Consider the following 20,236-nt stretch of genomic DNA (forward strand, 5'->3'; position numbering starts at 1 on the left):
TTAAAAAGATGAAAAATAAATTTAGAATATTTTTATTTGCCTTAGTAGGAGCTCTTTCGATCACCTTTATTTCTTGTGATGATGATGAAACAGGAGTTGCTGCCGGTGTAGATACTATACCAGAATTCAGAAATGGTGTTTTTGTACGTTTTGCCGATGGTGAAACTGCACCTGCAACTGTAAGTTATTCTGAGCCTGATACTGCTGGCTTTACAGCAACTATTGAGGATTTCAATGGCAATGCAGTATCTTATTCTCTTGACGTGAATGCAACTATTGCAGGAAACACTCAGATAGCAGAAGATGTGTTTGTTGTTACTTCATTTCCTTCAGAATTGAGAATTGATTTACCTACGATAGCATCGGCTTTAGGATTAACTTTAGATCAAATAAGTTTCGGTGATAGCTTTAGTTTTGTGGCTACTGCGACAGATGCAGATGGTAATGAGTCTGTAGGGATTCTACCTTCATTTGATGATGAGACGGGTATAATTGGAATTGGTAACACAAATGATCCATTACTAAATTCGGCTTTCTACAATAGCGCAATGAACTTTGCTTTTACATTAGCTTGTCCTGCATTCACTGTAGAAGATGTAGTGGGAACTTATAATGTGACCGCTCAGGCATTTTTTCCTGATAGTGGAGCTGATCTAATTAGAGAAGTTGTGGCTGGACCTGGAGATAATCAAGTAACAATTGTAGGAGGAGAATACCTTGCGTTGGGGTCTGATGACTTAATCATCACTTTCGATCCATCATCTGGATCTGTTACTGCAGTTAACGATGACGGAGTTTCTCTTCCAGCTAGTGCAGGATTTGGAGTCAATACATATCTTCTAGAAAATGGTCTTGTTTTACCATGTGCCGGTACTGGAGTCATTGATTTAAGATTAAACTTCACACCTTTAAATGGAAATCCTCACGACTTTATCCTTGTGAAACAATAATTTAAAACTTTTAGAAATGAAATTAAATTTAAAAATATATAGTATTTTGTTTTGCGCTGTTGGACTTCTCCTAAGTTGTGAAACAGATGATGAATTACCTGGAGACCCAATTATTGCTGGGCAAGGTTCAGAAACAGCATCATTAAATTTTGAAAGTGACCCATTCTTTGGGAGATCTGAAGCAGCAGGTTATTCTGTTACATTAGCTTCAAGTTCTAGTGATCCTCGTCAGGTTCAAGTTTCTTCAAGAGAAGGTAGTGAAGTTACCAATAGTAGTACTATTGTTGCTGCTGGATCTACTAGTGCTGATGGATCTATTACTATTCCAAATACTGGAGCCACTTTGGCTTATGATGAAAGAGGAACATTTTCTGCTGCAATTATTGGAGCACGAAGAGGTGAAGTAACTGTTGACGAAGACGGAGAAGAAGTCTTTGTTGCATCTGGTGGAGATACTGTTGCAACAACTTCTGACATTGCGACTTTAGAGTACTATGACCAAACTCCTGCGGTTAGCGCAACTGGTTTAAGTTACTTATACGATTGGGAAAACCCTACTGTAAATGACTTTGACCTAGAAGTAATTGATAGAGGTTTTACTGGATTATTTGAAAGTTCAGCCACTGGAAGTCGATACGAATCTGATGTATTTAATAATACTAATCCAGATGGGATTTATGACTTTTACGTGACTGTCTTTGATCCTGTGAATACAGAAACTTCTGCTGATGTGAATTCTAGATTATTTACAGTTGATTCAGATGGTCAAAAGACTCTTCTAGAGTTTGTGATTCCTGCAGGTACGCCTACAAATGGTAGATTCCCTGTTGCGACATTTACACAAACAACTGTAGATGGAAATGCTACTTATACTGATATTTCAGTATTATAATAACTAAGCATATTTTATAGTATTAAAGCGCTCCCATAAGGGAGCGCTTTTTTTTTAAAACAACTATCTTTGGCTCTATGCAAAAAGATCTACAAATATTTGGTACTAGAGCAATCATAGAAGCTATTGAAGCTGGAAAAGAGATTGACAAAGTATTCCTACAGAAAGGATTACATAATTCACTATTAAGTGAGCTGAATACGCTCATAAAAAAACATGGAGTACAAACTTCCTATGTCCCTGTTGAAAAATTAAATAAACTTACCCAGCAAAATCATCAAGGTGCGATTGCTATTGTAAGCGCTATTAAATATGCAGATTTTGAAAGATTGATAAATGAAATGATTGAAAAAGAAGCAAAGCCTTTGTTTCTTTTACTAGATGGACTCTCTGATGTACGTAACTTTGGTGCTATTATTAGAACCGCAGAGTGTACAGGAGTACATGGAATCATCATCCCAAAGAAAGGTGGCGCACCTGTAAATGGTGTCGCTATTAAAACATCGGCCGGAGCTGCCTTCAACATTCCTATAGCAAAAGTAGACCATATTAAAGACGCTATATACTATTTACAAGGATCCGGAGTATCTGTAGTGGCAGCTACAGAGAAAACGGACAACACCCTTTTCAATCAAAACTTCAATCAGCCTCTAGCGATTGTTATGGGAAGGGAGGACAGTGGAGTCTCCCCTGGCGTTCTAAAATTAGTTGATCATAAAGCAAAGTTACCACTACAAGGCACCATCGCTTCTTTAAATGTATCTGTAGCTTGTGGTGCATTTCTTTACGAAGTTGTAAGACAACGGCTATAATATTAATCATCATCTTTTGATGATGGCTTAAATATGTAAACCACCTCTTGAGGTGGTTTATTGCTTTCACTACTTTCTATTTCTTCTGTGTTAGGTAATTCAAAGAAATTACCATCTTCATCAAACTGTCGCATAAATGGGTCATTTTCTTCTTCGTAATGTATTTCTTCCCAGCTGTATTTTGAAGGTAGAGGTACGCTTTCGCGAAAGCGAACTAAAGCCAAAATTCCTGCAATGAAACCAGATAAATGCCCTTCCCAAGAAATTTTTTCATCTAAGGGCAATGTACCCCAAATAAGACTACCGTAAAGAAATACAACTAATAAGGACAAGGCTACAAGTCTGAAATGTTTACTGCAAATACCTTTAAAAAATAAAAAAGAAGCTAATGCATATACCAAGCCACTCATACCAATATGAAAGGAAGTCCTTCCTATAAGCCAAGTACCCAAACCGCTCAGTAACATTAGCCAAATGAAGACCTGCCAAGAAATGTTTTTATAAAAATAAAATAAAGCTGTAGTAAGTACAAAGACAGGCACACTATTATGCCATAGGTGATCAAGGCTTGAATGAATAAAAGGTGAAAAGAAAATCCCTCTTAGACCTTTTATAGATTGTGGCCGTATGCCCCACGAGGTGAAGTTGTAACCAAATTTAACCTCAATCCAAAAAACAATCCACATACAAAGCACAAGAAGTATTGGGTATACCAAAACTCCATTGTAAAAATGAAAATGATCTTTATTTGTACTCATCAATTTTTATATTTCAAAACCAATGCCGAAGAGTGAAACGCGTTAATATGTCACCGTTCGTTCTCAATTTAGTTATTTTTACATTATGAACAAACCACTAGCTGAAAGATTACGACCTGCCAAATTAGAGGATTACTTGAGCCAACAACACCTAGTAGGACCAAATGGCTCATTGCAACAAGCGCTTAAGGTAGGAATTATACCTTCACTGATTCTTTGGGGACCTCCAGGAATAGGAAAAACCACGCTAGCTTCAATTATTTCTAAAGAGTCTAATCGTCCCTTCTACACATTAAGTGCTATCAATAGTGGTGTAAAAGATGTAAGAGAAGTAATTGATAAAGCAAAACAAAGTGGCGGGTTGTTTACCCAAAAAAACCCAATACTCTTTATTGACGAAATTCATCGTTTTAGTAAGTCTCAACAAGATTCATTATTAGGAGCAGTAGAAAAAGGATGGGTTACATTAATTGGTGCTACAACTGAAAATCCTAGTTTTGAGGTAATTCCTGCATTACTCTCTAGATGTCAGGTATATATCCTAAAACCCTTTTCCAAGGAAGATTTAATTAAATTATTACGTAGAGCAATTTCTGAAGATGATATAATTAATAAAAAGAGCGTTACATTAAAAGAAACAGAAGCTCTATTAAGACTAAGTGGCGGTGATGCTAGAAAGCTACTTAACATATTTGAGCTTGTTGTTACTACAGAGAGCACCACCAGTGTAGAAATAACTAATGAGATGGTTTTGAGCAAGGTACAACAGAATACAGTTTTATACGATAAAACTGGCGACCAACATTACGATATTATAAGTGCTTTTATTAAATCTATTCGAGGCAGCGATCCTAATGGAGCTGTATACTGGCTTGCTAGAATGATAGAGGGCGGTGAGGATGTAAAATTTATTGCTCGTAGGCTTATCATTTCGGCATCTGAAGATATAGGGAATGCAAACCCAACGGCACTTGTTATAGCAAATAATTGCTTTCAGGCGGTCACCACTATTGGGTATCCAGAATCAAGAATAATCTTAAGCCAATGTGTCACATACCTTGCTTCCTCTGCAAAAAGTAATGCTTCTTACAAGGCTATTGGAAAGGCTCAGCAACTCGTTAAACAAACAGGTGATCTTCCAGTGCCACTAAACCTACGCAATGCGCCCACACAATTAATGAAAGAGATAGGGTATGGCGAAACCTATAAATATGCTCATGATTATAAAGGAAATTTTGTGGAAGAAGAGTTTTTGCCAGATGAAATTAAAGGCACCACTTTTTATAGTCCAGGCGAAAGTGCTAGAGAGACTACCATTCGAAAAGAACTGAAAAATAAATGGGGTCTTAAATATAATTACTAGTACTAATTTTCTAACTTGAAGACCATCTCAACTTTACCCACTCCCTTTATGTAACGGTTTAATATAAGATCACCTTTTCTGAAAAAAGCTTCACCAGAAAATTGGGTTGTCTCTACGGTAAATGATGAATTTCTAACTGATCTAGCATTACCAATTTCATTCAATCCTTCGTAGAATTTAAGATTATCATCATTTTGGTAAACTTTATAGAGACCATCTATACTTATGAATCGCAACACCGTTTTTGGGGAACTATCTTCTGTAATCTTAGTAGACACTTTCTCAAAATCCTTTGTATCGCTGTTGATCTTATGTTCTTTGACTATTTCATTTTGAACATTTTCTGATTCTGTCACCTCAAAATGAGCTTCATTTTCCGAATGCGGTTTTTCGAATTCTAACGTTTTAAAAGAAATTAAAGCTTCTCTGAAGGCCTCCACATAGGCTTTTTGATACAATTTTTCTTTGCTCTCTCCCATTTGAGAAATATACACTGGTCTTCCCTCACAATCACTTAACACAAGCTTTATCTTAGTGCGCAATAAGCTTGATTCCTGCTCAACAGAAAGATCCAAAATATTGCATATATTTTGCTTTAGGTTAAAAGGAAACTCATCGCTTTTCAAATATGCTTCAAAACCATAACTACGCAATTGCTGTTTTGTAGCGGTATTGAGTCCATATTCATTGTTTTTGTTTGAGAAACTAAATTTATCTGGTACTAGAATATATTTGTAATCATTAAAATCCTGTGCATATGCACCAGCACAAAGACATAAAGAAAAAATAAAAGTGAGTATATAATTCATAATTAGATTTGATTAATCAATTTGTTTTTAAATGTAAGGGAATGAAGTCATATTTTATAAATGAGATGCAATATCACTAATTCTGTTTACGGTAATCACTTCTTTAGGTAGTATAGCTTTATGGTAGTTAAAACATATTGATTGCATCTTAATATTTTGCGCTCCGACAATGTCTGCCTCATAAGTATCACCTATCATGATACTGTTTTCAATTGAAGCATTTGCTAATTTAATCGCATGTTGAAAAATTTTGGGGTGTGGCTTTTTTACTCCCACGTTTTCACTGGTAGTAATCGTATTGAAAAAAGAAGAAAGCCCTGACAATTGTATTTTGCTTTGCTGCACCTCTTCAAATCCGTTTGTTATAATATGTAGAGAATACTTTTCTGATAAGTAACTTAACAATTCCAATACGCCATCAAATAAATGATTGTTTTCTGGTAAATATGTTATATAATCATCTGAAAGCTTATGTATTAAACCATCTGTTACTGGTTTCCCTAATTTTTTAAAGGTTTTTAATAATCTACCATATCTAAGCTGAGATTTAGTTACTCTGTCTTCTCTGTACCATTTCCAATACTGCTTATTTATAGGAACATAAATTTCTATAAAATCTTCAAAAGGCATCGTTAAATCATTGATTTCAAAAACTTTACGGAAAGCTAATTTGCTATTACGGTCAAAATCCCAGAGCGTGTGATCTAGATCGAAAAAAACATGTTTTATATTAATCATCCAGTGCGATTCTTCTAAATAATTTTTTACTAAAAATATCTTCAAAGGAAGCATTTGAAAAGTTTAATCTAAACGTACCTCCTACTCTTTGAATAGACTTCTGCATATCTCGTAAACTTACATAATCTATCGTGTGATTATGATAATTAATTACATTGTCAGATTGCATAGCAACAGGGTGGATCATAAGAGGTGTTTGTATCTCATAATCCAAATCATAAAATAAAAAAGATTGAGAAGTTCCCGCCCTGAAGCCTATCTCATCTGGATAGCCCATCGTGTAGTCATTTTGAATTTCTTGATCCAAAGCGTCCCTATATACTTGAGGAAGTACTAATTTAAAGTCTGCAATATGAATATGCTTGAGTGGTCTATGTATAATAGATTCTAAACGCTTACGCTCTACCGCCAGATCTATGTTTTGTGCGATAGCTTGTGGTGATACCAAGAGGCCCACTTCACAATAATCTGCTATCATCTTCATTACAGATTGAAAATCTTTTTTAGAATGCTTGATATTTTTACTGTGCATCCCATAATTCCCTAATTGATAGAAAACTTTAAATGGCTGCGAAACTTGTTTTTGAACATTTATGAGCCAATTTGAAATATTATAAGGATCCTTTCGTACACCAAGAAGTACTTGTGTTCTAATAAAATTTTCGCGAAAGCGTAATCTCCATGTATCCGTCATATAACCACCCAGTGTCCTTAAGAACCCTATTTTGGTGTATTTAAAAGCTTGAGAAACTGTGACTAACATTTCCTTTTCATAGACTGGTTTATCGATATTTATGTTAGGAAAGTTTGCGTGGAGTATGCTTATAAATCGATCTACCCAAATATCAATAACCGGGAGCTTAATGAATTTATATAATACAGCTATACTCTCTGACGCTGGAAATCTTCCTTGATCATCCTTAACATGAGGCAAATACTCCTCATAACGACTCATTAAATAAAAAGCACCTGCAAAAATATCAAATGGAATCGCTGCTGTAACATCCTTTACTGGAAAAAGTGCTGGCAAACCGTCCCATTGCTGTACTACAACATCTGTAGACAATATACCGTGTTCAAAAAGTAAATCTGTACTACGCAAGTACAACTCATTACCTAGTTTTTTTGTCGTATAAGATAGTTTAGGTCCATCATGTGCAACAAGCTCTTCTACTTTTGTTGTAAAAGACACTGGCAATCCTAAAACTCGAGTACAAATATGCTTAAAGATATAAGTAATACGAGGAGTTATTTTGTGGGTATAAACAAGTAACATTTTGAAAATGGCCGTTAGAGTATGCCATCATCGGCAAAGCTAAAATACGTTTTTTCAGTCACAATAATATGATCTAAAACTTGGATATCTAGACCTTGGGCAGCTGTTTTAAGTTTGTTAGTAAGTAATATATCTGCTTGAGACGGTTTTAATGTTCCAGACGGATGATTATGACCAAGTATCATTCCTACTGCATTATATTCCAAAGCCGTTTTGAGCACCATCCTTATATCCACCAGAGTACCGGTTAAACCACCTTTACTTACTTGCTCTTTACGCAAGACTTTATTCGAATTACTGAGAAAAAGTACCCAAAATTCTTCATGACTTAAATCACCTATCATTGGTTGCAACATTTGATAAGCGTCTTTAGAACTGGATATTCGCTTTCGCGAAAGCGTATCCCCCTCACCTCTTCTTCTCCCTAATTCTAGAGCCGCTGCAATTGATACTGCCTTTGCTTCTCCAATGCCTTTAAATTTCATCAAATCTTTGATGGAAATCTTTCCTAATTCTGAAAGGTTGTTCTCTACACTAGCTAGTATTCTTTTACTAAGCGAGACCGCACTCTCTTCTCTAGACCCTGAACTTATTAGGATCGCTATTAATTCTGCATTTGAAAGTGAAGATCTCCCCTTGATTACTAACTTTTCTCGAGGTCTATCATCTTCAGACCAATTTTTAATAGAGAAATTTTTGTGTTCATCTTCCATATTATAAATATAACAAAAGCGATACTCTAAAAATATAGCATACTCTTGACTCCAAGAACTACGATTTATTTTCCGTTGCTTCTTGTATGATGACTCTTGTAGATTTGTCTCCATTGATATAGTTATATATCCAACTTACAAAAACAATTAGCCTATTCTTAAAGCCTGCAAGTGAAAAGAGATGAATAAATGACCAAAGAAGCCATGCTACAAAACCAGAAAACTGAAATTTACCGATATCTGCTACGGCTTTATTTCTCCCTACTACAGCCATATAACCTTTTTCAAAATACCTAAAGGTTTTCATTTCTTTACCATTTATTGCTCTTGCCAAATTTTTTGCGAGATGATCGCCTTGTTGTATTGCTGGTTGCGCCACTTGTGGATGACCCTCTGGAAAATCATTAGTTTTCATCAATGCAATATCTCCTATAGCATAGATATCTTTACAGTTTTTCACAGCATTATAGTTGTCTACTATATAACGCTTTGCTTTACCTACAGAGGTGTCAGGAATACCTTCTAAGGGTTTTCCTACTACTCCTGCAGCCCAAATAAAATTCTCTGTGCTATACTCTTTATTTTGCGATGTATAGAGTTTACGTCCATCATAGTCATTCACCTCAGTTTCTAAGTGTAGAATAACTCCTAGATTTTTTAAAGAAGCTAATGCTTTCTTTCCAGCATGCTCGCTCATACTTCCTAGTAACCGCTCGCTTCCTTCAAACAAGTGAATTTCCATCAGATCTGTATCAAGATGCGGATAATCCCTTGGGAATATCTCATTCTTCATCTCTGCTAATGCTCCGGAGACCTCAACACCTGTAGGTCCGCCACCTGCTATACAAAAATTAAGCAGCGCTTTTTTTTCTATAACATCATCACATCTATCTGCTTTTTCAAAATTATTTAAAATGGTCTGCCTTATTTTAATAGCTTGCGGTAAAGATTTCATAGGCATTGAAAACTTTTCAATATTTGAGTTGCCAAAGAAGTTAACTTCAGTTCCTGTAGCGAGAATTAAAGTGTCATACATTAAATCTCCTTCAGAACACTTCAAAACTTTATTATGGGTGTCCACCCCTGTCACTTCTGCCCAGCGATAATAAAATGATTTTGATTTGTTTAAAATCTCACGAAAAGGGTATACAACACTTGTCGCCGGTAGTGCACTTGTAGCTGCCTGATAAAGTAATGGTTGAAATGTGTGAAAATTATAGCGATCAATTAATACTATCTGTGCATTTGCTTTGAGCAATCCTTTTGCAACATTAAGTCCAGCAAAACCACCACCTACTATTACAATACGTTTCTGTATTGATTTTGGAATATTCAATTGATTACTCATTACTACTACTTTGTTAATTCACATTTGCAACAGCAAGTTAATTAGAAATACAAATTGATATCTCTCAAATAGATTAATCTTTCGTTAAAGAATAGAGATCATGATTTCATATACAAATCAATAAGCATCATCGTGCACTAACGCAACAGCTCTTCCAGAAGGATCATTCATATTTTTAAATGCCTCGTCCCATTCTAATGCGGTAGGTGTGCTGCAAGCTACAGATGGTACTGAAGGCACACATAATGCTGCTGCATCACTTGGAAAATGTTCTTCAAAAATACTTCTATAGTAAAACTCCTCCTTATTTTGCGGGGTGTGAATAGGGAAACGATGGTGTGCATTTTCCATCTGTGTAGCGCTTATAGCCTCATCTACTACAGACTTAAGTGTATCAATCCAAGAGTAACCCACACCGTCTGAAAATTGTTCTTTTTGCCTCCAAGCAACACTTTCTGGTAAATATTTTTCAAAAGCTTTACGTAAGACCCACTTTTCCATTCCACGGCGCTCTTTAGTGATCATTTTATCTTCTGGGTTAATACGCATCGCTACGTCCATAAATTCTTTATCTAAAAACGGGACTCTACCTTCAATACCCCAGGCAGCAAGAGACTTATTTGCACGCAAACAGTCATACATATGTAGCTTGTCTAATTTTCGTACAGTCTCCTCGTGGAACTCTTTTGCACTGGGTGCCTTATGAAAATATAAATAACCACCAAAAATCTCATCTGCGCCTTCCCCTGAGAGTACCATTTTTACACCCATAGATTTTATAACTCGCGCCATAAGATACATAGGAGTACTTGCTCTTATTGTTGTGATATCATATGTTTCAAGATGATAAATCACATCACGTATAGCATCTAATCCTTCCTGAATTGTAAACTCAATAGGATGATGTACCGTACCTATGTGATTTGCCACAACTTGTGCAGCTGCAAGATCTGGTGAACCTTTGAGCCCTATGCTAAAAGAATGTAATTGTGGCCACCAAGCACCTGTTTGATCTCCACTCTCTACACGCTTCTCTGCATATAATTTTGCAATTGCGCTGGTGATTGAAGAGTCTAATCCTCCAGATAGTAAAACTCCATAGGGAACGTCAGACATAAGCTGGCGTTTTATTGAAGCTGCTAGTGCATCATGTAAATCATCTATACTTGTTTCATTATTTTTAACGTTTTCGTATTCCATCCAATCACGCTTATACCAGCGAGTCATTTCTCCTGTAACACTAGAATAATAATGACCTGGCGGAAATAACTCGATTTTTGAGCAGACACCTTCTAATGCCTTAAGTTCAGAAGCTACATAAAATGTCCCGTGAGAGTCCCACCCTATGTAAAGAGGTATAATGCCCATATGATCTCTAGATATGAAGTATTCATCTTTCTCTACATCATACAGTGCAAAACCGTAAATACCGTTGAGTTTATCTAAAAAATCATAACCGTGTTCTTTGTAAAGAGCAAGAATTATTTCACAATCAGATTCGGTTTGAAAAGAGTAATCAACCGTTAGTTCTTTACGTAATTCTTTATGATTATAAATTTCTCCATTTGCAGCAAGTACTAACCTACCATCCTCAGAGAATAATGGTTGTTTTCCAGAGGCAGGGTCTACTATAGATAATCTTTCATGTGTCATAATAGCGTTATCATTATGGAAAATTCCATTCCAATCTGGACCCCTATGACGTATTTTTTTAGACATTTCTAGTAACTGAGGACGTAAATCTTCTGCTTTCTCTTTTAGATCAAATGCACATACAATACCACACATAATTTTTCGTTTTAATTATAAATAATACGTCAAAGATCAATTTATTGTTTCATATTTAAAATATTTGTCATTTAAATGGTTTCAAATTATAATTTTAAATTAACAAACACCCTCTATTTATAAGTTATCGCTTTCGCGAAAGCGTATTTTCCAAACAATTTGAAACTTTAACCGTGTAAAAGCAAAGCAGTTCTTAAATTTGAAAAATATGTCTTAAAAGACTTATTACTATTAATTTTAAAAAAAATATATTATGAAAAAAATGATTATTACGGCAGTAGTAGCTTTTGCTTTTGCTGCAGCTCCAACAATACAAGCACAAGACTTCAAAGTAGATAAAAGCCCGATGGATCAAGCGGCCTTCCCTAAAAGTTATAAGGAAGCAAATAAAGATATCAAAGTCACTTACAGTCGTCCACAATTAAAAGGCCGTGCAATCGCAGATCTCGCTCCAGAAGGAAAAGTTTGGAGGTTGGGAGCAAATGAAGCGGTAGAAGTGACACTCTATAAGGACATGAAGCTAGGTACGACACCTTTGAGCGCAGGCACATATACAATGTATGCAATGCCGGAAGGTAATAAGTGGAACATTATTTTAAGTTCAGACCTTAATGTATGGGGTTCTTATTTTTACAATAAAGATAATGATGTAGCTCGTATTACTGTTCCAGTAGAAATGGCAGATGAGGCTGTAGAGTATTTTGGGATGGAATTTGTTCCCGTAGAAAAAGGTGCCCACCTAGTAATGGCATGGGGTACTACACGTGTGCAAGTACCTTTTTATAACTAAGTTAATTACACAAGCAAATATAAGCCTGCATTCTCAATAGAAAATGCAGGCTTTATTATTTGTAAATTTTACCAGATAAAGCTAGCCTCCCTTGGTCATCATCAACCAGCCTTTGACTTTAGCTCTCCATTTTAATTCTTCCTCACGTTCGAGAGAATGTTTTGTTTCTAAGTCAAATTGCTCTTGAGCAGCAACACGCTCTTTTTCGACTTGATTATAAAGTGCTTTAACTTCTTGCAAACTATTTTTTGAAAATGTTGTTTTTTCAATTAGCTCTGATAGTTTACGTGCATACACTTCTGTAATATCAAAATGGGTTTGCTCATGTGCTAATAAATATTGAGACTCTCTCCCTTCTTTAATCCAAGAGTATTCTGGATAAAAGTGAGCTTTAATCCTTACATCATTTTTATCTAAAAAGCCCTTGTTATTTATTTGATAGCTTTGACTCATACCTGTACTAGAACTTGCTGCCCAGTTTTCTAAAAAAACAGGAGTTCCTTTAAAATCTGACCATTCTAATTGCCTTTTTATGTCCCATTCTATTCGCTCTGAAATATTGACAAATGAACCTAGTGCACATAGGCTTAATATTAGTAGCAAAAATCTCATTGATTACGTTTTTTGCTTTTTTTTACGAGCAGCAGGAAATAAAACGTTATTTAAAATAAGACGATACCCAGGAGAATTAGGGTGCAACTCTAACTCTGTTTTAGGGTCTCCTACTCTATGACGATAATCTTCGGGATCATGACCTCCATAAAATGTAAAGAAACCTTTTCCCTTAATACCATGTATATATCTTGCCTCACCATTGGTCAAATTTTCTCCCATAACAAGTACATTTGATTTTACTGTCTTAGCATCATAGGAAGTAGTTTGTCCCATAAAACCTTTCACTAAGGCAGTGTGATTTTGCACTAGCATAGTGGGGATGGGATCCCACTTTGCACTATAATCTTTCAAAGTAAAATAATCTGTAGAGAAAGGTATATGTCGTTTGTTAGTCATATCAATAGATGAAAACTCATATCTTGTAGGGGATCTCTCTAGAGTAAAATCTTTAAATGCAAATGTTTTTCTATAATCAATCTTGTTTTGATATCCTGCATCACTCGGGTCTCCATCAAACATAGGTTCACAAATATCAACTTCTTCTGCAGCGAGTGCAATATCAAAGCTATCTGTAGCGCTACACATCGCAAACATAAAACCGCCTCCTACTACATAATCTCGTATTTTTAGGGCTACATCTCGCTTTTCAATTGAAACTTTGCTGTATCCTAATTTTTGGGCGCGCATTTCTGCGTTCTTTTTTTCTTCAATATACCAAGGAGCTGTACGATAGGCTCCATAAAACTTTCCGTATTGACCTGTAAAATCTTCATGATGAAGATGCAGCCAATCGTATAGAATAAGCTGATCTTTTAGGACTTCTTCATCATAAATAGTAGTATAAGGAATCTCTGCATAGGTAAGTACCATTGTTACAGCATCATCCCATGGCACTTTACTGTCAGGTGTATATACTGCAATTTTTGGTGCTTTTTCTAGTACAACAGCTTCAATATTTTGGGAAGGGCTTGCAATATCTACTAGGATTTCTTCAGTTTTACTATTAGAAAGTACTTCGTAAGAAACTCCGCGTATGGTGCATTCACGACGAGCATCTTCTGTATCTGATAGTAAAAAAGAGCCACCTCTATAATTGAGAAGCCATTTTACTTTTTGATTTTTATTTAATGCCCAGTAGGTAATCCCATATGCTTTTAAATGCTCCTTCTGAGATTCTACATCCATCGGAATAAGGAGGTATGACGCTTTCGCGAAAGCGAAGTTCAGCACTAAAAAGGAAAGTAATACTAGTTTCTTCATTCTTAAATTTATAACGTGAAATGTACAAAAATGTTGTTACAATAAGAGTGCCGTATCTCTAGACATCTTAGATAATTATCTAATTTAATTAATGAATTCTTCTCAATTAAAAAGGTCTAAACTCTTGTTTAGACCTTTTTAATTAATTTATATTTTAGAGTAGCTTAAAATGGAATATCGTCGTCGTCTTCACTTGTTAAACCACTAGCAGAAGGCCCTCCAAAAGCATCATTTGCAGAGGGTAGCGCATTAGGATTAAAGGTATCATCATTTGCTGCTGCATTCATACTACTTGCAAATTCATAAGGTGTATGAAAGTCATCAAGATTATCAAATTTACCTAAGTGTCCTACAAATTTAAGGCGGATGTTATCTAAACCACCATTACGATGTTTTGCTACAATAAATTCACCTTGTCCTTCTGTTGGGCTACGCTCATCATCATCCCATTCTTCAATCTTATAATACTCTGGACGATATATAAAAGATACTATATCTGCATCCTGCTCAATAGCTCCAGATTCACGTAGGTCAGAAAGTAAAGGTCTTTTACTACCTCCACGAGTTTCTACCGCACGTGAGAGCTGTGACAGCGCAATTACGGGAACTGCAAGCTCCTTTGCAAGTGCTTTAAGGTTACGTGAAATCATCGAGATTTCTTGCTCACGGTTACCTCCTCCTTTTTGTGCAGATCCTGCAGTCATAAGTTGCAAGTAATCTATCATTATGATTTTTATGCCAAACTGTGATGCAAGTCTTCTTGCCTTTGCTCTCAAATCAAAAATTGATAAAGATGGTGTGTCATCTATATAAAGTGGTGCCTTTTCAAGACTTTTTACCTTTACATTTAGTTGTTCCCATTCATGCTTTTCTAGCTTGCCAGTACGTAATTTTTCAGAACTTAATCCAGTTTCTGAAGAAATAAGACGTGTAATTAATTGTACAGAACTCATCTCTAGAGAGAAAAAGGCAACAGGAATATTTTGATCTACAGCCATGTTACGAGCCATTGTAAGCGTCATTGCTGTTTTACCCATACCTGGACGAGCCGCTACAATTATTAAATCTGAAGGTTGCCAGCCTGATGTAAGCTCATCTACTTTGTGAAAACCAGTGGGTATCCCAGAGAGACCATCTTGGTTTGAAATTTCTTCAATTTTCTTTTTTGCTTGTATTACTAAGTTTTGTGCACTTTCAGAACTACGTTTTACATTCCCTTGTGTAACTTCATAAAGCTTGCTCTCTGCTTGATCTAAAAGGTCAAAAACATCTGTAGTCTCATCATAAGCATCTTCAATGATCTCGTTAGAGATTTTAATGAGTGATCGCTGTATGAATTTCTGTAAAATTATACGTGCGTGATATTCAATATGGGCAGAAGACGCTACTTTTTGAGTTAATTGTATAAGGTAATAGTCTCCTCCAGCGACATCAAGCTTAGCCATTTTCTTGAGTTGCTCAGAAACGGTTAATAAGTCAACAGGCTGCCCTTCTTCAAAGAGAATACGTATCGCTTCAAAAATATGTTTATGTTGATCTTTATAGAATACTTCTGGAGAAAGTATGTCAATTACCTCATCAACACCTTTCTTATCAATCATAAGCGCACCAAGCACAACAACCTCAAGATCAATTGCTTGTGGTGGAATTTTCCCTTTTTCGAGATTAATCACTTGACCTTTAGAAATGTTGTATGCTGGTGTAGGCTTGATTTGTTCCATAGCTACGAATGTAAATAATTTGTAATGGGAAATTATGCTTTCGCGAAAGCGTAATCTTAACAGCTGTTTGTTTATAAATGTTTAATAACTCAAATATATTGTTAATAAGGGTAAAAAAATCCGCAGCTGTAAACTGCGGATTTTTGGTATCAAGTGTAAAACGTCTTATTAACCTTTGAAGACTCCCATTTGAGAATATTTATCCATGCGTTTTTCTACCAGTTCTTCTTTTGATAAGTTCTTAAATTCATCGTATGCTTGTAAAATTGACTCTTTTACTGTTTTAAAAGTCTCTGCACGATTAGAATGTGCTCCCCCTAAAGGTTCTTTTACAATCTCATCAATGAGTTTTTGTTTTTTCATGTCTTTAGCAGTAAGCTTAAGTGCATCTGCTGCTTGTTCTTTAAACTCCCAGCTTCTCCATAAAATAGAAGAACAAGATTCTGGAGATATCACAGAGTACCAAGTATTTTCAAGCATCAATACTTTATCACCAACGCCTATACCTAAAGCTCCGCCACTGGCACCTTCACCTATAATTACCACAATAATGGGGACTTTGAGGCGTGTCATTTCTAGAATATTTCGAGCAATAGCTTCCCCCTGACCTCTTTCTTCTGCCTCAAAACCAGGATAAGCACCAGGAGTATCAATAATTGTAACTACAGGTACACCAAACTTTTCTGCACTTTTCATAAGGCGTAATGCTTTACGGTATCCCTCTGGATTTGCCATCCCAAAGTTACGGTACTGTCTCGTTTTTGTGTTGTAACCTTTTTGTTGCCCGATAAACATAAATGATTGATCATTTATCTTCCCGAGGCCTCCTATCATGGCTTTATCGTCCTTTACATTACGATCTCCATGTAGTTCTACAAATGTATCACCGCAAATAGCATTAATATAATCTAATGTATATGGTCTATTAGGATGTCTAGAAAGCTGTACACGTTGCCAGGCTGTAAGGTTTTTATAGATATCCTTTTTAGTCGCGGCTAGTTTCTTTTCTATCTGCTTGCAAGTTTGCGTGACATCTACATCACTTTCTTGGCCTATTAATGCACATTTTTCTAGCTGCTCTTCTAGTTCTTTAATGGGTAATTCAAATTCTAAATATTCCATTTTTATATATTTATGGCGTCTGGTAACGCTATAATTTTAGTTAAGATTAGTCTACAAATATAAGTGTTTTCTTAGAGTCTCAAACCTCTTTTACAGCCTTGACTCTTTTCCTATTTTTTAAGATCCCGTTTGCTACGACCACAGCAAGTATTACAATTGCTCCATAGTAAAACTCTGTACTCATACGTTCTGCATCACCTAGAATCAAAAAAGCGAGCACAATTCCATATACAGGTTCTAGATTAATTGTAAGCATGATCGTATAAGGGCTTAAGTGTTTCATCACGGCTACTGCAGCAATAAAAGCATAAGCGGTACAAAAAGAAGCTAAAATCATGATATAGATCCAATCCATATTTGATAAATCAAAAAATTGAGAGGAGAAAAAGGTGTCCGCTTTCGCAAAAGCGAGATACAATGTAATACACAAAGTACCTATAGATAATTCATAAAAAGAAATTTTTGTAGGATTATGGTTTGCAATAAATTTCCCATTAATAAGCGTAAACACAGCCGAAAGAAAGGCAGAAAATAGTGCCATTATAATACCTAATTGATATTCTGGCTCTACTTCAAAAATTATATATAAAGCACCTACTACGATAAGTCCAAAAAGAAGTTCGTACCAGATTAGTTTTCTTTTGTAAAATATAGGTTCGAGCAAGGCTGTAAAGAAAGCTCCAGTACTCATCATTGCTAAGGTGATGGAAACATTAGATGCCTTAATTGCCCCAAAAAATGTAAGCCAATGAACCGCTATTATCAACCCTGCTATTGCAAAGCCAAGAAATGTTTTGAAAGAGATCTTTAATGAGATGCCCCTTACTTTTATATAGATAAAAACAAATATACTTGCCAGCCCCATTCTGTACCATACTAATGGCACAGCATCGATGATAATCAATGCCCCTAAAACTGCTGTAAACCCCCAAATAAATACGATTAAATGAAAATGAAGGTATGACTTTAGGTTATCGCTTTGCATTTTGTAATAGATATACTGCTAAAATGGCAAAAAGAATATTAGGAGTCCAAACTGCAATGAGTGGGGGAAAATCTGACTGCTCTGCTAATGTCCCAAATACTTTATCAAAAAATATAAATACAAAAGCGAGTACAATTCCAAATGCTAAGTTTATTCCCATACCTCCACGACGCTTCATCGCACTTACAGCTACTGCAATAATGGTAAGTATATAAGCTGCTACAGGTAGGCTATACCGTTTTTGCAAGGTAACTTCATATCTACTAATGTAGGAGGAACCTCGAGACCTTTCTTTTGCAATAAATTCTCTGAGCTCAGGTGTATTAAGTGTCTCAGCTATATACTCTACAGGGGTGAGGTCATCCATGTCAAAATTAAAAACGGTATCAAGCTTAGATTGTTTATACAGAATATCCCCATTTTCACCAATCTCGCGTTTTTTAAATGTAGATAAGGTGTATGTAGTATCTTCTGGGTTAAATTTAATGCGAGATGCACTCATTTTATAAGTCATCTTATTTCCCTCAAAGTGTTCCCATGTAAAATTTCTACCTGTTTGCGTACTGGGAGTAAAGCTACTTACATAGATATAGTCTCCTTCATCAATCTGTCTATACACATCTTGAGTCTCCCTATCTTTTTTTCCTTTTTTAAGATATTCAAATATAAATTCGTTATATCCTCTATTGGCTCTAGGGGCAAGATATGTTCCCATAATATAAGCTCCTATACAAACAATGGTTGCTCCAATGATGTATGGTCTAAGAAAACGTGAAAAGGATACTCCACTACTTAAAAAAGCAATAACTTCTGTATTGTTTGCTAGTTTTGAGGTAAACCAGATTACTGAAAGAAATAGAAATAATGGAAATAGAAGATTTGCAAAGTAAATAGTAAAATTGAGGTAGTACAAAGCAACCTCTCCAAAGGGAACTTCATTTGCGAGTATCTTGTCAATCTTCTCAGCCAAGTTTACAATAATTCCTATAGGAACAAACAGCGCTAGCATCGTGACAAAAGTCCCGATGTATCTCTTTACTATATACCAGTCTAATATTTTCAATTACAATCTTTTATCCATTTGTTGGACCATTTTGTTTTTCCATATCAAAAAGTCCCCAGCAATGATATGCTTACGAGCTTCTCTTACAAGCCACATATAAAATCCTAAATTGTGAATTGTTGCAATTTGCATTCCTAATAACTCGTGACACTTAAATAAATGACGAAGGTAGGCTTTACTATATTCTGTATCTACCCATGTAATTCCCATCTCGTCTATAGGTGAAAAGTCATCTTCCCATTTGAGATTTTTGATATTTATATGTCCGTGGGCTGTAAATAGCATGCCATTACGGGCATTTCTTGTAGGCATCACACAGTCAAACATATCTACTCCTAATGCAATATTTTCTAAGATATTTATAGGTGTACCAACACCCATTAAGTATCTAGGTTTCTCTTTAGGTAATATATCTGTCACAATTTCTGTCATTGCATAGAGCTCTTCTGCAGGTTCTCCTACAGACAATCCACCTATAGCATTTCCAAAAGCATCAGCATTTGCAATATATTCTGCAGATTGTTGCCTTAAATCTTTATACACACTTCCTTGAACAATTGGAAATAATGCCTGCTCATGACCGTAAAGTGCAGGAGTCTTATTAAAATGATTGATACACCTATCAAGCCATCTATGTGTCATATGCATAGATCTCTTTGCATATCTATAGTCACATGGATAAGGCGTACATTCATCAAAGGCCATCATGATGTCTGCACCTATTTGGCGTTGTATTTCCATCACATTTTCAGGTGTAAATAGATGCATCGATCCGTCTACATGTGATTTAAAACGAACTCCTTCTTCTTTAATTTTTCGTCTTCCAGATAAAGAATATACTTGGTACCCTCCACTATCCGTAAGGATAGGGCGATCCCAATTCATAAATTTATGTAGTCCACCAGCTTTTTGAAGGATTTCCATTTTAGGACGTAGGTATAAATGATACGTATTTCCAAGAATAATGTCTGGATTAATATCTTCTCTCAACTCACGCTGGTGTACTCCTTTTACAGAAGCCACCGTACCCACTGGCATGAAAATAGGTGTCTCTATAACACCGTGATCTGTAGTTAATTTTCCTGCTCGCGCCTGCGATGCAGGATCTGTTGTAAGTAAGTCAAATTGCATAAGCGGCAAAGATAACTTAAACTAGTAAAATCATAGGTTACGTATTTACAGTAAATAGAAAAAATCATGATGATTGTTATGAATCAAAACAGAAGTTTCGGT

Annotated in this window: 19 protein-coding genes; 5 read left to right on the forward strand and 14 right to left on the reverse strand. The window is 35.7% G+C overall.

Annotated features, from left to right (window positions below; all coding sequences use genetic code 11):
- Positions 1–8: 8 nt before the first annotated feature.
- From OD90_RS05970 to rlmB, 3 genes are all read left to right on the forward strand, one after another.
- Positions 9–950, forward strand: a complete 942-nt coding sequence (locus OD90_RS05970; RefSeq protein WP_144667967.1) for a hypothetical protein — start codon at positions 9–11, stop codon at positions 948–950.
- A gap of 16 nt (positions 951–966) precedes the next feature.
- A complete protein-coding gene (locus tag OD90_RS05975) occupies positions 967–1,842 on the forward strand; it encodes a hypothetical protein (protein ID WP_144667969.1) in 876 nt (291 codons plus the stop codon).
- A gap of 77 nt (positions 1,843–1,919) precedes the next feature.
- Positions 1,920–2,654: a 23S rRNA (guanosine(2251)-2'-O)-methyltransferase RlmB gene (gene rlmB / locus OD90_RS05980; protein WP_144667971.1), complete on the forward strand. Its 735-nt coding sequence runs from the start codon at positions 1,920–1,922 to the stop codon at positions 2,652–2,654.
- A 2-nt stretch (positions 2,655–2,656) separates the two neighbouring features.
- On the opposite strand, the gene OD90_RS05985 is transcribed toward rlmB, so the two are convergent.
- A complete protein-coding gene (locus tag OD90_RS05985) occupies positions 2,657–3,412 on the reverse strand; it encodes a rhomboid family intramembrane serine protease (RefSeq protein ID WP_144667973.1) in 756 nt (251 codons plus the stop codon).
- A gap of 85 nt (positions 3,413–3,497) precedes the next feature.
- Here OD90_RS05985 and OD90_RS05990 point away from each other — a divergent pair, with 85 nt between their 5' ends.
- A complete protein-coding gene (locus OD90_RS05990) occupies positions 3,498–4,775 on the forward strand; it encodes a replication-associated recombination protein A (RefSeq protein WP_144667975.1) in 1,278 nt (425 codons plus the stop codon).
- A gap of 2 nt (positions 4,776–4,777) precedes the next feature.
- Here OD90_RS05990 and OD90_RS05995 read toward each other — a convergent pair whose 3' ends face one another.
- The 6 genes from OD90_RS05995 to asnB form a co-directional block, all read right to left on the reverse strand.
- On the reverse strand, positions 4,778–5,584 hold the full coding sequence (locus tag OD90_RS05995) for a hypothetical protein (RefSeq protein ID WP_144667977.1): 807 nt from the start codon (positions 5,582–5,584) through the stop codon (positions 4,778–4,780).
- A 54-nt stretch (positions 5,585–5,638) separates the two neighbouring features.
- Positions 5,639–6,322 (reverse strand): YjjG family noncanonical pyrimidine nucleotidase, encoded by a 684-nt coding sequence (locus OD90_RS06000; RefSeq protein WP_144669644.1) that lies wholly within the window; start codon positions 6,320–6,322, stop codon positions 5,639–5,641.
- Positions 6,315–7,598 (reverse strand): polysaccharide deacetylase family protein, encoded by a 1,284-nt coding sequence (locus OD90_RS06005; RefSeq protein WP_144667979.1) that lies wholly within the window; start codon positions 7,596–7,598, stop codon positions 6,315–6,317. Before OD90_RS06005 ends, OD90_RS06000 begins: the two co-directional genes overlap by 8 nt.
- 14 nt (positions 7,599–7,612) lie before the next feature.
- Positions 7,613–8,311, reverse strand: coding sequence for a RadC family protein (radC, locus tag OD90_RS06010; protein ID WP_144669645.1), 699 nt, complete (start codon positions 8,309–8,311; stop codon positions 7,613–7,615).
- 58 nt (positions 8,312–8,369) lie between these two features.
- Positions 8,370–9,659 (reverse strand): NAD(P)/FAD-dependent oxidoreductase, encoded by a 1,290-nt coding sequence (locus tag OD90_RS06015; protein ID WP_261374467.1) that lies wholly within the window; start codon positions 9,657–9,659, stop codon positions 8,370–8,372.
- Between the two features lie 117 nt (positions 9,660–9,776).
- Positions 9,777–11,447 carry an asparagine synthase B gene (gene asnB / locus OD90_RS06020; protein WP_144667981.1) on the reverse strand — a complete coding sequence of 557 codons (1,671 nt, stop codon included), beginning with the start codon at positions 11,445–11,447 and terminating at the stop codon, positions 9,777–9,779.
- A gap of 253 nt (positions 11,448–11,700) precedes the next feature.
- On the opposite strand from asnB, the gene OD90_RS06025 reads away from it, so the two are divergent.
- A complete protein-coding gene (locus OD90_RS06025; RefSeq protein ID WP_144667983.1) occupies positions 11,701–12,237 on the forward strand; it encodes a DUF2911 domain-containing protein in 537 nt (178 codons plus the stop codon).
- 81 nt (positions 12,238–12,318) lie between these two features.
- On the opposite strand, the gene OD90_RS06030 is transcribed toward OD90_RS06025, so the two are convergent.
- From OD90_RS06030 to tgt, 7 genes are all read right to left on the reverse strand, one after another.
- Positions 12,319–12,849: a hypothetical protein gene (locus tag OD90_RS06030; RefSeq protein WP_144667985.1), complete on the reverse strand. Its 531-nt coding sequence runs from the start codon at positions 12,847–12,849 to the stop codon at positions 12,319–12,321.
- A gap of 3 nt (positions 12,850–12,852) precedes the next feature.
- Complete coding sequence (locus OD90_RS06035; protein WP_186434717.1) at positions 12,853–14,112, reverse strand: asparagine synthetase B; 1,260 nt, start codon at positions 14,110–14,112, stop codon at positions 12,853–12,855.
- Between the two features lie 164 nt (positions 14,113–14,276).
- The gene (gene dnaB / locus OD90_RS06040) at positions 14,277–15,833 is read right to left on the reverse strand and encodes a replicative DNA helicase (protein WP_144667987.1); all 1,557 of its coding nucleotides are present in this window, start codon (positions 15,831–15,833) and stop codon (positions 14,277–14,279) included.
- Between the two features lie 168 nt (positions 15,834–16,001).
- Positions 16,002–16,955, reverse strand: a complete 954-nt coding sequence (locus OD90_RS06045; protein WP_144667989.1) for an acetyl-CoA carboxylase carboxyltransferase subunit alpha — start codon at positions 16,953–16,955, stop codon at positions 16,002–16,004.
- 79 nt (positions 16,956–17,034) lie between these two features.
- On the reverse strand, positions 17,035–17,940 hold the full coding sequence (locus tag OD90_RS06050; RefSeq protein WP_144667991.1) for a DMT family transporter: 906 nt from the start codon (positions 17,938–17,940) through the stop codon (positions 17,035–17,037).
- Positions 17,927–19,003, reverse strand: a complete 1,077-nt coding sequence (locus OD90_RS06055) for an LptF/LptG family permease (RefSeq protein WP_144667993.1) — start codon at positions 19,001–19,003, stop codon at positions 17,927–17,929. Before OD90_RS06055 ends, OD90_RS06050 begins: the two co-directional genes overlap by 14 nt.
- A complete protein-coding gene (tgt, locus tag OD90_RS06060; protein WP_144667995.1) occupies positions 19,004–20,134 on the reverse strand; it encodes a tRNA guanosine(34) transglycosylase Tgt in 1,131 nt (376 codons plus the stop codon).
- Between the last annotated feature and the right edge of the window lie 102 nt (positions 20,135–20,236).

Source organism: Dokdonia sp. Hel_I_53, assembly GCF_007827465.1.
GTDB lineage: Bacteria > Bacteroidota > Bacteroidia > Flavobacteriales > Flavobacteriaceae > Dokdonia.

Coding starts and splice junctions, on each gene's coding strand:
- rlmB (WP_144667971.1), top strand. CDS start 1,920: ATGCAAAAAGATCTACAAATATTTGGTACTAGAGCAATCATAGAAGCT.
- OD90_RS06035 (WP_186434717.1), bottom strand. CDS start 14,112: ATGAAGAAACTAGTATTACTTTCCTTTTTAGTGCTGAACTTCGCTTTC.
- OD90_RS06015 (WP_261374467.1), bottom strand. CDS start 9,659: ATGAGTAATCAATTGAATATTCCAAAATCAATACAGAAACGTATTGTA.
- asnB (WP_144667981.1), bottom strand. CDS start 11,447: ATGTGTGGTATTGTATGTGCATTTGATCTAAAAGAGAAAGCAGAAGAT.
- OD90_RS06050 (WP_144667991.1), bottom strand. CDS start 17,940: ATGCAAAGCGATAACCTAAAGTCATACCTTCATTTTCATTTAATCGTA.
- OD90_RS05985 (WP_144667973.1), bottom strand. CDS start 3,412: ATGAGTACAAATAAAGATCATTTTCATTTTTACAATGGAGTTTTGGTA.
- OD90_RS06000 (WP_144669644.1), bottom strand. CDS start 6,322: ATGATTAATATAAAACATGTTTTTTTCGATCTAGATCACACGCTCTGG.
- OD90_RS05975 (WP_144667969.1), top strand. CDS start 967: ATGAAATTAAATTTAAAAATATATAGTATTTTGTTTTGCGCTGTTGGA.
- tgt (WP_144667995.1), bottom strand. CDS start 20,134: ATGCAATTTGACTTACTTACAACAGATCCTGCATCGCAGGCGCGAGCA.
- radC (WP_144669645.1), bottom strand. CDS start 8,311: ATGGAAGATGAACACAAAAATTTCTCTATTAAAAATTGGTCTGAAGAT.
- OD90_RS05990 (WP_144667975.1), top strand. CDS start 3,498: ATGAACAAACCACTAGCTGAAAGATTACGACCTGCCAAATTAGAGGAT.
- OD90_RS05995 (WP_144667977.1), bottom strand. CDS start 5,584: ATGAATTATATACTCACTTTTATTTTTTCTTTATGTCTTTGTGCTGGT.
- OD90_RS06005 (WP_144667979.1), bottom strand. CDS start 7,598: ATGTTACTTGTTTATACCCACAAAATAACTCCTCGTATTACTTATATC.
- OD90_RS06030 (WP_144667985.1), bottom strand. CDS start 12,849: ATGAGATTTTTGCTACTAATATTAAGCCTATGTGCACTAGGTTCATTT.
- OD90_RS06025 (WP_144667983.1), top strand. CDS start 11,701: ATGAAAAAAATGATTATTACGGCAGTAGTAGCTTTTGCTTTTGCTGCA.
- OD90_RS05970 (WP_144667967.1), top strand. CDS start 9: ATGAAAAATAAATTTAGAATATTTTTATTTGCCTTAGTAGGAGCTCTT.
- dnaB (WP_144667987.1), bottom strand. CDS start 15,833: ATGGAACAAATCAAGCCTACACCAGCATACAACATTTCTAAAGGTCAA.
- OD90_RS06045 (WP_144667989.1), bottom strand. CDS start 16,955: ATGGAATATTTAGAATTTGAATTACCCATTAAAGAACTAGAAGAGCAG.